Source organism: Streptomyces griseoflavus, from assembly GCF_014649995.1.
GTDB classification, from domain to species: Bacteria; Actinomycetota; Actinomycetes; order Streptomycetales; family Streptomycetaceae; genus Streptomyces; species Streptomyces griseoflavus.
The window spans coordinates 1,189,724-1,202,747 of sequence record NZ_BMUC01000001.1 but is presented as its reverse complement, the minus strand read 5'-3'; the positions used below and the strand labels follow the sequence as shown (position 1 = coordinate 1,202,747).

Here is a 13,024-nt window from a genome sequence, read left to right as displayed (position 1 = left end):
TTCGACTGAGTGGGGACGAACCCGCCTGGGGCGGGGCTGTACCGGTGCCCGGGGGCGCGGGGCCGGGGCGATGCCCGGCCGGCCGTGGGGCGGCCCGCGGCCCGGGAACCACGGGCCGCCCCACCGCGAGGGCGCCGGTCAGCCCATCTGCTCGTCCCACTCGGCCTGGGCCTCGTTCAGCTTCTCGGCCAGACCGTCCAGGAAGTCCTTCGCGCTCATGTCCCCGAGCAGCACCTTCTGGAAGTTCGGCTCGCTCTCCGCCTTGGACAGGGTGTTCCAGTCCGGCAGGTAGTACGGCAGCTGCACGATGGTCGTCGACCCGTCGGTCAGCGCGTCCGCCGCCAGCTTCGTGGGCTCGGCCTTCGCGATCCAGTCGGCCTTCGCCGCGTCCAGGTGCGCCGGCACCTGCCCCGCCGACTCGTTGAACTTGGAGCTGGACTCCGCCGAGGTGGCGAACTCGATGAACTTCCAGGCGGCCTCCTTGTTCTTGGAGCTCTTGAACAGGCCGACGCCGTCGACCGGGTTGGAGACCTGCACACGCTTGCCGTCGGGCCCGACGGGCTGCGGTATGCCCCGGAACTTGTCGGCACCGAGCGCCTTCACGTGGTCCTGGTACGAACCCAGGTTGTGGTTCAGCATGCCGATCTCGCCGGAGTCCCACTGCGCGACCATCTTGGTGAAGTCGTTGTTGAGGTCGGCGGCGGGGGTGACCTTCTTGAACAGGGCCGCGTACTTCTCCAGCGCCTCGACGTTCTTCGGGTCGTTGACCGTCGTCTTCTTGCCGGTGGCGTCCCAGAACGAGGTGATGCCGGACTGCCCGTACATCGCGTCCAGCGCCTGGGCGATGGAGCCGGAGCCGCCGCGGATGGTGTACCCGAACTTGTTGCCGCCCTTGTCGGTGAGCTTCTCCGCCGCCTCGAAGAACCGCTCCCAGGTGGTCGGCTCCTCCAGGCCCGCCTTCTCGAACAGGTCGGTGCGGTAGTAGAGGACACCGTTGTTGGCGGAGGTCGGCACGGAGTACAGCTTGTCGTCACCGCCGCCGGCCGCCCGCAGCGACTCGACCAGGTCCTTGTTGAGCTTGCCGTTGAGGGACGACCCCTCCAGCCGGTCGTCCAGCGGGTCGAGCGCGCCCTGCGCGGCGAAGCCCGCGAGCATCGAGGCGCTGATGCCGCCGACGTCCGGCAGGCCGTCGGCCTGGATGGCGGTGTCGACCTTGGACTGGTACTCGGTGGAGGCGATGCCGACGTACTGGACATCGATGTCCGGGTTGGCCTTCTCGAAGTCGGCGATGATCTGCTTCCAGATGTCGGTACGGACACCGCCGTTGTTGTCCCAGAAGACGATCTTGCCCTTGCCGCTGCCCTCGGCGCCGTCGCCGCCCGCGCCGCTGCCGTCGTCCCCGCAGGCGGTGGCGGTCAGGGCGAGCACGGCCCCGAGGGCGACGGCGGCCGAGGTGCGGCGGCCTCTTCCGGCGCTGTGTGCGAGAATGCTGATCTTCATTGGTCGGCTCTCTTCTTCTGGATACTGATCCTGAACTGGGTGAACGTGGCGGTGCCGGCGTGTCCCTGGCCGGAGGGCGCCAGGGCGACCAGACCGAGCAGGGCACCGACCCAGCGCCATGGCGTGGCGGCGAAGACCTGACCGGAGGGGCGCGGGCCGTCCCCGGTGTCGTACGAGAAGCGGCAGCGCGCACCGTCGTCGATGTCGATGCGCAGCAGTGCCCGGCCGTCCGGAGCGGGCCGCGGACGATCGGCGTCCCGTTCCCCCTCCGCGGCCGTCTCGGCGAACCGGTGCACCAGGTGCACCGTGCCGTCCGTGTCCCGCTGGAGTCCGATCCAGCGGTAGGCGTCCCCGAGGACCGTGAGCCCCGCGCGGGCGCCAGGTTCCTCGCTGTCGAGCCGCAGCTCCACCTCGACGGTGCACGGGGTGCCGGGCAGCCGCTGGGTGAGGACGTTGGGCAGTTTGCGCAGGTCGTGCGCGTCGGCCGAGCGGACGCAGGTGAGCCGCAGTCCGTCGCCGGAGTGCTGGGTGGCGAAGCCGTCCCTGGGGTTGGCGGTCCACTGCCACTGCCGGCCGTGGCGTCCGCCGGGGAAGTCGTCGTCGGTGGCGGGCGCGGCGGGTGGCTGCGGGGGCAGGTCCGGGCGGCGGTGCTCGGCGACGGGGGCGCCGTCGTCGCCGAGCACCGGCCAGCCCCCGGCGTCCCAGCGCATCGGCTGCAGGTGCACGACCCGTCCGTACGCGCCGCGCTGCTGGAAGTGCAGGAACCAGTCCTCGCCGGACGGGGTGCGCACCCAGCCGCCCTGGTGGGGGCCGTTGACGTCGGTGTCCTTCTGTTCGAGGACGACCTTCTCCTCGTACGGGCCGAAGAACGCGCGGGAGCGGAAGGCGCCCTGCCAGCCGGTCTCCACTCCCCCGGCCGGGGCGAGGATCCAGAACCAGCCGTCGTGCCGGTAGAGCTTGGGCCCTTCCAGGGTGAACCAGCCGGGGAGGCGGTCGCCGTCGACGATCACCCGGCCCTCGTCGAGGAGTTCGGTGCCGTGCGGGTGCATCCGGTGGCCGGTGAGGCGGTTCTTGACACCGGAGCGGGACTTGGCCCAGCCGTGCACGAGGTACGCCTCGCCGGTCTCGTCGTCCCACAGCGGGCAGGGGTCGATGAGGCCCTTGCCCGCCTTCACCAGCAGCGGCTCGGTCCACGGACCGCGGATCTCGGGGGCGTTGACCTGGAAGACGCCCTGGTCGGGGTCGCCCCAGAAGATCCAGAAGCGGTCGTCGTGGTGGCGCAGGGCGGGCGCCCAGACCCCGCAGTCGTGCCGGGGCGTGGTGAACTCCGCTTCGGGTTCGAGGCGTTGGAGTGCGTGGCCGACGAGGGTCCAGTTGACCAGGTCGCGGGAGTGCAGCAGGGGCAGTCCGGGGGCGCGGCCGAAGCTGGAGGCGGTCAGGTAGAAGTCGTCACCGACGCGGATCACGTCGGGGTCGGACCAGTCGGCGTTCAGGACCGGGTTGCGGTAGGTGGTGTCCGTCGGGTCGGCGCTCACGCGGTCACCGCCTTGCGGACCAGGGCCGCGGCCTCGTCCCGGGTGAGCCGGCCGTCGGCGACGACGGTGACGATCCGGCGGACCACGGTCTCCCCGGGCGGGACGGGCAGCCGGGCGTCGTGGGCCAGGGAGGAGCCGACGCCGGGGTACTCGGCGGTGCGGACGAACCAGGGGTCCTGCCGGGTCGGTGCGGTGACCCCGGCGAAGACCAGGGTCCAGGTGGATCCGGCGAGGGCGATCCAGTCGGCGGTCCTGCCGTGGACCTCGTCCACGCCCTCGGCGTGGGCGGTGAAGACGTCCGGGGCCGTCTCCTCCTTGCGGGCCCGCCAGAAGAAGCCCCCGTAGGCGGCTCCCGGGCGGCCGTTGGTGGCGGGGCTGCCGAGGGACAGCGGGCCGGGCGTGGTGTTGGTGAGGGAGAAGGTGAGGTCCAGCGCCCAGGCGGTGTCGGTGAGTCCGGTGGCGGCGACCGTGCGGCGCTCGCGCAGCAGTTCGCCGGGCTCGGCCGTCCAGCGCAGCTCCTCGACGAACCCGTCGGGGTCGCGCAGCTGGTAGGCGGTGTGCCGCTGGGAGCCGTGGTTGTCCAGCTCGGTGGGTCCCTGATCGCGGACGTAGGTGCGTCCGCCCCAGAAGTTGAACCCCTCGACGTCGGGGACGGCGACACCGACGCCGAGGTGGTGTGCGTGGTCGGCCGGGCTCAGTTCGGTGACGGCCGTGCCGCCCAGGGTGGTGACGGGGTGCAGGTACGGTCGCGGGGAGAGCCGGGCCGGCAGTTCGGGCCGGGTGACGTACCGGCCGACGGGCCGGCCCGCGACGCGCAGCACCACGACGTCGTGTCCGGTCATCGGGTGCTCACCTCTTTCGGCAGGTGGTGGGCGGGCAGCGCCCAGGGGGCGCCCAGCTCGGAGTAGAGGGACAGGGTGTCGGCGGCCGCCGCGACCAGGCCGTCGATGCCCGGCACGACCCGGCGGTCCTCGCCGGGGACGCGCTGCCAGGCGCTCGCGGGCAGCGGGGCCGGGTCGGGGGCCTTCCGGATCGCCTCGACGACCTGCATGAAGGCGCCCGTCCCGTCCGGGGTGACCAGCAGGGGCGTGCCGTCGGTGAGGTGGGCGACGAGGTTCTCCAGCAGGTCGGTGCGGCCGTACCGGGTCTCCTCCGGGCCGTGGCCGGCGCGCTGGAGCAGGACGCGGTCCTGCTTGTACCAGAAGGTGATCCGGCCGCTGGTGCCGTGCACCATGACGTACGGCTCGTCCGCCCGCTCCGCGCACAGCGTCACGGCGACGGTGACCGAACCGCCCCGCGTGGTGGTGACGCGTACGCAGGAGGTGTCGTCGGACTCGATGTCGTTGGCGCGCAGCAGCTCGGTCTCGATGCCGGCGACGTCCTCGGCGCGCGTGCTGTCGCCGAGGGCGAGGGCGGTGGCGACGGCGTGGGCGAGGGGGTTGGTGAGCGCCCCGTCGATCACGTCGACGCCGTTCAGCCGGCGCCGGCCCGCCCAGGGTGCCCGCCGGAAGTACGCCTCGGGCCGCACCCAGGCGCCGGCCCCGCCGATGCCGGCCACCCGGCCGACGGCGCCCTCGGCGACCAGCCCGCGGATCGCGGGCACGGCGTGCGAGCCCAGCGACTGGAAGCCGATCTGGCAGGCGACACCGGCCGCGGCGACCCCGTCGGCCATCCGCCGGAACTCCGCGTACGACGGTGCCGGCGGCTTCTCCAGCAGGATGTGCACACCCTGGGCGGCGGCGGTGAGGGCGAGGTCGGTGTGGGTGGGGATCGGGGTGCAGATGACCGCGACGCGGGCGCCGGTGGAGTCGAGGAGCGCCCCGAAGTCGGACGACTGCTCGGGGAGTTTCCCGCCGAACTCGTCCTCGGTGAGCGGGGTGAGCTCACAGATGCCGGCCAGCGTGACGACTCCCTTCTCCTGGAGCCGGCGGATGTTCTCGACGTGCCAGCGGCCGTGGCCGCGGGCACCGGCGAGGACGACGGGGAGGGGCGGGGCGGACGCCGGCCGCCGGCCGGTCGCGGTCATCCCTTCACCGCCCCCGCGCTGAACCCGGTGATCAGCCACTTCTGGATGAAGGCGAACACGATCACCACGGGGACGGCCGCGATGATGCCGCCCGCGGCGAGTGCGCCGAGGTCGACGCTGTCCGCGCTCATCAGGGTGTTGAGGCCGACCGGGATGGTCTGCTTCTCCTGGTTGTTGAGGAACATCAGGGCGAACAGGAAGTGGTTCCAGGAGTGGACGAAGGCGAAGGAGCCGACGGCGATCAGACCGGGCCGCAGCAGCGGCAGGACGACCACCCGGAAGGCCCTGAACCGGTTGCAGCCGTCGACCCAGGCGGCCTCCTCCAGGGAGTACGGCACGTTCTTGATGAAGTTGCTGATCAGGATCATCGACAGGGGGAGCTGGAAGACCGTCTCGGCGATGATGACGCTGATCAGGGAGTTGATCATCTGCAGGCCGGCGAAGATCTCGAACAGCGGGACCAGGAGCAGCGCGCCGGGCACGAACTGGGAGCAGAGCAGGGCCAGCATGAACCCGCGCTTGACCTTGAAGTCGAAGCGGGCGAGCGCGTAGCCGCCGGCCAGCGCGACCAGGGTCGTCATGAGCAGGGTGACGACGCCGACCAGCACGCTGTTGTAGAAGAAGGTGCCGAAACCGCGGTCCGTCCAGACCTTCTCGAAGTGGACGGTGGTCATCGGCCAGGGCACCAGCGAGGTGGAGCCGGCGGGGCGGAGCGCGAAGAGCAGGATCCAGTAGAAGGGGATGAGGGTGAAGACGAGGTAGATGCCGAGCGGCAGGTAGATCTGCCAGCGGGGTGCCTCGTCCCAGGCCCGGCGCCTCTTCGCCGGACGCGGGGGCTCGGGGGCGGTGCGCGGGGGCGCGGGGGCGGCCGCGGTGGCTTCCTTGGTGATCACTTCTCGCCTCCGAACTTGCTCAGCCGCAGGTAGACCATCGAGCAGAAGAGCAGGATCACGAAGGCGACCGTCGTCAGGGCCGACGCGTAGCCGAAGTCGTGTGCGTCCACTGATGTGTTGGCGATGTAGAGCGGCAGGGTCGTGGTCTCGCCCGCCGGTCCGCCGCCGGTCAGCGTGTAGAGCAGGTCGACGTTGTTGAACTCCCACACCGCGCGCAGCAGGGTGGACAGGATGATGGCGTCCTTCAGGTGGGGCAGGGTGATGTGGAGGAACTGCTTGAAGCGGCTGGCCCCGTCGACCTCGGCGGCCTCGTACAGGTCCCTGGAGACGGACTGGAGGTCGGCGAGGATGAGGATGGCGAAGAAGGGGACACCGCGCCACAGGTCGGCGACGACCACGGCCGGGAAGACGGTGGACGTGTCGGACAGCCAGCTGACGCCGTAGTCGCCGATGCCCATGTCCGCGAGGTAACGGGTGATGCCGGTCTGGGAGTTGTAGAGCAGCACCCAGATCGCGGAGGTCAGCACGCCGGAGACGGCCCACGGTGAGAAGACCAGGGCGCGGCCGAGGGCCCGGCCGACGAAGGTCTGGTTGACGATGAGGGCGAGGGCGAGGCCGAACAGCAGTTGCAGGCCGACCTCGACGAACACCCACTTGGCGCTGAAGACGAGGGTGTCCCAGAACAGCGGGTCCTCGGTGAAGATGCGGGTGAAGTTGCCGAAGCCCGCGAAGCCGTTCCGCCAGGGCTTGGTGGGGTTGTAGTCCTGCAGGCTGTAGTAGAAGACGCTGAGGACCGGGTAGGCGATGAACCCCAGCATGAGCAGGGCGGCCGGCGCGATCAGCAGGTAGGGGAGCCTGCGGGGCGTGGCGGAGGCACGGCGCCGCCGGGGTGGCGTGGGCGGTTTCGCCACGGCTGCGGCTTGGGCCATGACTGTTCTCCGTTTCTCGGTACGTGCTGTGCGGTGCGTGAGCCGTCGAGCTCTGGTGTGGAAGCGCTTTCTTCGCGGGTGTGCGGGAGCCCGCCCGGATCCGGCGGGTCAGCCCGCGTAGGGGTCCTGGACCGTGCCCGGACGGGCGAGGAACTCGAAGTCGCAGCCGGTGTCGGCCTGGGTGATCTGGTCGTCGTAGAGGGCGCCGTAGCCGCGTTCGTGGCGGGCGGGCGGCGGTGTCCACCGTGCCCTGCGCCGCTTCAGCTCCTCGTCGTCGACGTGGAGATGGAGCACGCGGCTGTCGACGTCGAGGGTGATCGTGTCGCCGGTGCGCACCAGGGCCAGCGGCCCGCCGACGTGGGACTCGGGGGCGACGTGCAGCACGCACGCTCCGTAACTGGTCCCGCTCATGCGGGCGTCGGAGATCCGCACCATGTCCCGCACACCCTGCTTGAGCAGGTGGTCGGGGAGCGGCAGCATCCCGTACTCGGGCATGCCCGGGCCGCCCTTGGGGCCGGAGCCCCGCAGCACCAGCACGCTGTCCGCGGTGATGTTCAGGGCGGGGTCGTCGATGGTCCGCTGCATCTGCTTGTAGTCGTCGAAGACGACGGCGCGACCGGTGTGCTTCAGCAGGTGCGGTTCGGCGGCGATGTGCTTGATGACGGCGCCGTCCGGGCAGAGGTTGCCGCGCAGGACGGCGACTCCGCCCTCGTCCGCGACCGGGTTGTCGCGGGTGCGGATGACGTCGTCGTCGTGCACCCGCGCGCCGGCGATCTGCTCGCGCAGGGTGTCGTGGCAGACGGTGGGCCGGTCCAGGTGGAGCAGATCGGGGATGCGGGAGAGGAAGCCGGGCAGTCCGCCCGCGAAGTGGAAGTCCTCCATCAGGTACTTCTGTCCGCCGGGGCGGACGTTGGCCAGCACCGGGACGGTGCGGGCGACACGGTCGAAGTCGTCGAGGGTGAGCTTCACCCCGGCGCGTCCGGCCATGGCGATCAGATGGATGACGGCGTTGGTGGACCCGCCGAGTCCGAGGACGGTGGTGACCGCGTCCTCGAAGGCGTCGGCGGTGAGGATGTCGCTCAGCTTCCGGTCCTTGTGGACCAGGTCGACGGCGGTCATGCCGGCCCTGGCGGCCATCCGGTCGTGCCCGGAGTCGATGGCCGGGATGCTGGAGGCGCCCGGGACGGTGACGCCGAGGGCCTCGGCGGCGGCGGTCAGCGTGGAGGCCGTGCCCATCGTCATGCAGTGGCCGGGTGAGCGGGCCAGGCCGCTCTCCAGTTCCTGCATCTCGCAGTCGCCGATGACACCGGCCCGCTTGTCGTCCCAGTACTTCCACATGTCGGTGCCGGAACCGAGCGTCTCGCCCCGCCAGTGCCCGGGCAGCATGGGTCCGGCCGGCACGAACACGGTGGGCAGGTCGGCGCTGGCGGCGCCCATCAGCAGCGCCGGGGTGGACTTGTCGCAGCCGCCCATCAGCACGGCCCCGTCGACCGGGTAGGACCGCAGCAGCTCCTCGGTCTCCAGGGAGAGGAGGTTGCGGTAGAGCATGGGGGTCGGCTTCTGGAAGGTCTCACTGAGGGTGGAGACGGGGAACTCGAGGGGGAAGCCGCCGGCCTGCCACACGCCCCGCTTGACGGCCTGCGCCCGGTCGCGCAGGTGGACGTGGCAGGGGTTGATGTCGGACCAGGTGTTGAGGATCGCGATGACGGGCTTGCCCAGGTGCTCCTCGGGCAGGTAGCCGAGCTGGCGGGTGCGGGCGCGGTGGCTGAAGGAGCGCAGTCCGTCGGTGCCGTACCACTGGTGGCTGCGGAGCTGTTCGGGGGACTTCACAGGGACCATCCGGCGGCGATGGAGGCGACTTCGGCGCGCTCGTTCTCGGGCAGCGGCCTGCTCGGCGGGCGGACCTCCCGGCGGCACAGGCCGAGGGAGGCGAGGGCTTCCTTGACGACGGTGACGTTGTTGGCGGAGCCGTTGGCGGCGCGCAGTTCCTCGAAGCGGCGGATCTGCTCCCACACCTTCATCGCGGTCGGGTAGTCGCCGGAGCGCAGCGCCTCGATCATGTTCAGCGAGACGGACGGGGCGACGTTGACCAGGCCGGAGGTGAAGCCGGTGGCGCCGGCCGAGAAGTAGGAGGGGGCGTACGGCTCGGCGAGCCCCGCCACCCACACGAACCGTTCCACTCCCGCGTCCCGGGCGAACGCGGCGAAGCGCGCCGCGTCCGGCACCGAGTACTTCACGCCGATGACGTTGGGGCAGGCGTCGGCGAGTTCGGCGAGGCGGGCGCCGGTGAGCCGGTCGTTGCGGATGTAGGGGACGACGCCCAGCTCGGGCACCGCCTCGGCGATGGCGCGGTGGTAGTCGACCCAGCCGCTCTGGGAGACGTAGGGGTGGACGGGCTGGTGCACCATCACCATCTGCGCGCCGAGTTCCCGCGCGTGCCGCGCGGAGTCGACGGCGGTGGGCACGTCGTGGCCGACGCCGACCAGGATCGCCGCGCGGCCGCCGGCCTCCTCGACGGTCAGCTCGGTGATCAGGCGGCGCTCTCCGGGGGTGAGGGCGTAGAACTCTCCGGTGTTGCCGTTGGGGGTGAGGGTGGTGATGCCACCGTCGAGGAGACGACGCAGCAGGGCCCGGTAGGTGCCTGGGTCGACGGAGCCGTCCTCGGCGAACGGGGTCACCGGGATCGCCACCACGTCGGCCAGGGCCGCCCGCTGGGTCTCGAACGTCGTTGTCATGCCTGACCGTCCTCTTTCTGGGCTTCCGGGGCCGCCTCGAACTCCGCTTCGGGGAAGGCCCGTCGCACGAACGACGCGATGTGCGAGTGCAGGGCGCGCGCCGCGCCGTCCGCGTCCCCGCCGAGGGCGAGCCGCAGGATCTCCCGGTGCTCGCCGGCCTCCCGCTCCCAGGAGGGGTCGGCGGCCCAGGCGACGGCGGAGACCAGAGCGGCCTGGTCACGGACCTCGTCGAGCATCCGGCCGAGCAGCGGGTTGCCGCACGGCACGTAGAGGGCGCGGTGGAACTCACGGTTGGCGAGGGAGCGTTCCGCGGTGTCCGTGGCCTCGTCGGCCCGGGTCAGCGCGGCACGCGCGGCGTCGAGGGAGGCTCCGCGGCACACGGCGCGCTTGAGTGCCTCCGGTTCGAGGAGCAGCCGCACGTCGTAGACCTCGCGCGCCATGTCCGCGTCGACCATGCGCACCGTGACGCCCTTGTACTGGCTCATCACGACCAGGCCCGTGCCGGCCAGGGTCTTGAGCGCCTCGCGCACCGGGGTCTTGGACACCCCGAACTGTGCGGCGAGGTCGGTCTCGACCAGGGCCTGGCCCGGTGTGAACCGGCCGGTGAGGATGCGGCGTTTGATCTCCTCCAGCACGAACTGCGTGCGTGAGGGGATCGGCGTGGGCACAGAGGTCATGCGCGCCTCTCGGATGTCGCGGGATCAGATCTCGCGTATCGCGTCTCATATATGACGTACGAAGTACGACGCGGATGACCGTAGGAGCGGGCCCGGAGTTTCGTCAATGCTTCCGACAAAGGAACTTGTCGTTGCGTCACACGGTGCGGGCGCGGCCCTCACGGGCGGGGCGGCGGAGCCGCCGAAGGCGGTCGGGGCCGGGCCGGCGGGGGCCTCGGGGACGAGGCGGAACCGTTCGCTGTCGCGACGTGTTCCGGTGCCCTCCGTGCGGAGGCAGGGGCCGGCGTCGGGCGTGGCTCCGGTGGGCGCGGCACACGGAGGGGGTGAGACCCCGGTCCGCGCACTCGGCGCGCAGCCCGTGGGCCCCGGCGTCATGGACGACGTCGTCTGAGGTGAGAGGGGTGACGCCGCGCGTGGGGCGCCGCACCCGGCGCGGAGATCGCGACGGGGGCGCCGGCCGGCCGGGGCCGGGAGAGGGGAGGGTGCGGGCGGGAGATCCACGCGGAGCAGCTGCGCGCCGGTCCGTGTGCCGCCGCAACTCGGCGAACCTCCTGGATCCCGCACCGGCCCACGCCTCGGCGCCCCGCCGCACGGGAAGGTGACCGGGAGCGGGACCGGTCTGGTCCGGTTTGCGGGGGGCGCCGACGGTGGGCGCGGGAGGTGCGGAGGCCGCGGTGGCGTTTCCCGGCCGCCGCTCCCCCGTGTCCGGACGGGCGGCCGCTTCGCTACGCGGGCCGCGTCCAGCCCGGGTCCCGGCCGCTGAGGCCGATCGTCCGGTCCAGGAGCGGGGCGCCGGACGGGACGGGGACGACGGGGCCGAAGATGCCCTCGCCCCGCTCGCCCTCCTGGGCGGCGGCCAGGAGGAACCCGTGCGCGGCCTCCAACGCGGCCGGGGCGGGGGTGTACGGCTGTCCGGTGGCACGGGCCAGGTCCCAGCCGTGGACGACCAGTTCGTCGGCGGTGACCGCGCCGGCGACCCCGCCCGGCAGGTCCACCCCTCCCGCGCGGGTCGTGCCGGTCCAGGCGGCCGGGTCGCGCCAGGCCCCGGCGAGTTCGTCGAGCACCTTGGGCAGGTCCTCGCGCCAGCCCGGCCCGATGTCCGGCAGGGCGGCGTCCGGGCTGGTGTCGGTGGTGACGCCCAGGTCCTTCCGCCCGGCGTCGCGGAAGGCCACGGCCAGCCCGAGGAGGTGACCCAGCAGGTGACGTACGGCGTAGCGCGGACAGGGCGTCGGATCCGCCAGGTGCGCGTCGGTGACGGCCTCGGCGAGACGGGCCACGACGAGGGTCTGCGGTCCGAGGTCGAGCGTGGTGTCGGTCATGACCTGCTCCCGGGAGACGGTGGTGTGCCACAGGGGTGGACCGGCCCCGGTGGCGGAACTCATCGGCCGCCGCGTCGCTCCCGTCCCGGCCCGCACCGGCCGCCCCCGTTGCCCGCACCGGCCGCCCCCGTCCTCCATGGTCCGGATGACGTACCGCCCGCGCCCGCCGGCCGCCACGCGCGGCCGTCCTCTAAGGCATCCGCCCGATGCGGGCCGCCCCGCCTCAGCACCACGATGAGCAGGCATGACGACGACGCGATGGACGACGGTCCGGGTGCTGCGCGACCGCAACGCGGGCCTCTACCTCACGGGGGTGGTCATCTCCGGTTTCGGCACCTCCGCGCTGTGGCTGGCCTCCGGGGTGTGGGTCAAGGACCTCACCGGCTCGGACGGACTCGCCGCCCTGTGCGTGCTCGCGATGTGGGCGCCGACCCTGGCGGGCCCGCTGCTGGGAACGCTCGCGGACCGGGTGCGCCGCAGACCGCTGCTGATCGCCACGAGCCTGCTCATGGCGGGGCTGCTGCTCACCCTGTGCGGCGTCGGGTCGCCGGGCGGGCTGTGGCTCCTCTACGCGGTGCTGTTCGTATACGGGGCTTCGGGCGTGGTCCACGACGCGGCGGAGTCGGCACTGATCGCCACCGCCGTGGACCGCTCCCTGCTCGGTGACTTCAACGGGCTGCGGATGACCGCCAACGAGGGCATGAAGCTGCTGGCCCCGCTCGCCGGCGCGGCCCTGTACACGGCGTACGGCGGGGCGGCCGTCGCCTTCCTGGACGCGGTCACCTTCCTGCTGGCCGCCGTGGTGTACGCGCTGCTGCGCGTACGGGAGGACAGGCCGGCGCCCCCGTCCGGCGGCCGGCGGAAGCGGACCGCCGAGGGCGCCCGCCATCTGCGGTCCCATCCCCTCCTGCGCCCCCTCGTCCTGGCGGGCGGCGCGACGATGCTCTGCGCGGGCCTCAGCGGGGCGCTGATCTACGCCGTGGTGGAGGACCTCGGCCGCTCCCCCGCGTACGCCGGCGTGCTGTACGCCGTGCAGGGCGCGGGGTCGGTGGCCGTCGGTCTGCTCTCCGGCCCGGCGCTGCGCCGTTTCGGCCCCCGGCGTTTCGCCGCCTGCGGCATCGTCCTGCTCTCCGCCGGGGTGGCGCTGCGCGCGGTGCCGGACGACGTCCTGGCGTGGGTGTGCAGCGCGGCGATCGGGGTGGGGCTGCCCGCCGTGCTGATCGCCACGCTGACCGCCGTGCAGCAGGAGACCCCGGCCCCGCTGCTGGGCCGGGCCACCGCCACCGCCAACACCGTGGTCTTCTCCCCGAACGTCCTCGGTCTCGCGGTGGGAGCGGCGCTGGTCGAACTCCTCGATCACCGGCTGCTCCTCGCCGCGGCCGGGGGAGCCCTGGCGGTGACGGCGGCCCT

General features: G+C 72.4%; 11 protein-coding genes. 1 reads left to right on the top strand and 10 read right to left on the bottom strand.

Annotated elements, in window-relative coordinates; all coding sequences use genetic code 11:
- Positions 1 to 138: 138 nt before the first annotated feature.
- The 10 genes from IE172_RS05305 to IE172_RS05260 form a co-directional block, all read right to left on the bottom strand.
- Positions 139 to 1,500: an ABC transporter substrate-binding protein gene (locus tag IE172_RS05305; RefSeq protein ID WP_190095871.1), complete on the bottom strand. Its 1,362-nt coding sequence runs from the start codon at positions 1,498 to 1,500 to the stop codon at positions 139 to 141.
- Positions 1,497 to 3,035, bottom strand: a complete 1,539-nt coding sequence (locus tag IE172_RS05300; RefSeq protein WP_190095870.1) for a glycoside hydrolase family 43 protein — start codon at positions 3,033 to 3,035, stop codon at positions 1,497 to 1,499. Before IE172_RS05300 ends, IE172_RS05305 begins: the two co-directional genes overlap by 4 nt.
- Positions 3,032 to 3,877, bottom strand: a complete 846-nt coding sequence (locus IE172_RS05295) for a DUF6807 domain-containing protein (protein ID WP_190095869.1) — start codon at positions 3,875 to 3,877, stop codon at positions 3,032 to 3,034. Before IE172_RS05295 ends, IE172_RS05300 begins: the two co-directional genes overlap by 4 nt.
- Positions 3,874 to 5,061 (bottom strand): Gfo/Idh/MocA family protein, encoded by a 1,188-nt coding sequence (locus IE172_RS05290; protein WP_190095868.1) that lies wholly within the window; start codon positions 5,059 to 5,061, stop codon positions 3,874 to 3,876. Before IE172_RS05290 ends, IE172_RS05295 begins: the two co-directional genes overlap by 4 nt.
- The gene (locus IE172_RS05285) at positions 5,058 to 5,954 is read right to left on the bottom strand and encodes a carbohydrate ABC transporter permease (RefSeq protein WP_190095867.1); all 897 of its coding nucleotides are present in this window, start codon (positions 5,952 to 5,954) and stop codon (positions 5,058 to 5,060) included. The genes IE172_RS05290 and IE172_RS05285 overlap by 4 nt, the downstream gene beginning before the upstream one ends.
- Entirely contained in the window at positions 5,951 to 6,883 is a 933-nt protein-coding gene (locus IE172_RS05280; RefSeq protein ID WP_190095866.1) for a carbohydrate ABC transporter permease, read from the bottom strand. Before IE172_RS05280 ends, IE172_RS05285 begins: the two co-directional genes overlap by 4 nt.
- Before the next feature lie 108 nt (positions 6,884 to 6,991).
- Positions 6,992 to 8,722: an L-arabinonate dehydratase gene (gene araD / locus IE172_RS05275; protein ID WP_190095865.1), complete on the bottom strand. Its 1,731-nt coding sequence runs from the start codon at positions 8,720 to 8,722 to the stop codon at positions 6,992 to 6,994.
- On the bottom strand, positions 8,710 to 9,618 hold the full coding sequence (locus IE172_RS05270) for a dihydrodipicolinate synthase family protein (protein WP_190095864.1): 909 nt from the start codon (positions 9,616 to 9,618) through the stop codon (positions 8,710 to 8,712). The genes araD and IE172_RS05270 overlap by 13 nt, the downstream gene beginning before the upstream one ends.
- A complete protein-coding gene (locus IE172_RS05265; protein ID WP_190095863.1) occupies positions 9,615 to 10,295 on the bottom strand; it encodes a GntR family transcriptional regulator in 681 nt (226 codons plus the stop codon). The genes IE172_RS05270 and IE172_RS05265 overlap by 4 nt, the downstream gene beginning before the upstream one ends.
- 725 nt (positions 10,296 to 11,020) lie before the next feature.
- A complete protein-coding gene (locus IE172_RS05260) occupies positions 11,021 to 11,614 on the bottom strand; it encodes a TIGR03086 family metal-binding protein (RefSeq protein ID WP_190095862.1) in 594 nt (197 codons plus the stop codon).
- A 244-nt stretch (positions 11,615 to 11,858) separates the two neighbouring features.
- On the opposite strand from IE172_RS05260, the gene IE172_RS05255 reads away from it, so the two are divergent.
- The coding region (locus IE172_RS05255) for an MFS transporter (RefSeq protein WP_190095861.1) at positions 11,859 to 13,024 on the top strand (1,166 nt) is incomplete at its 3' end.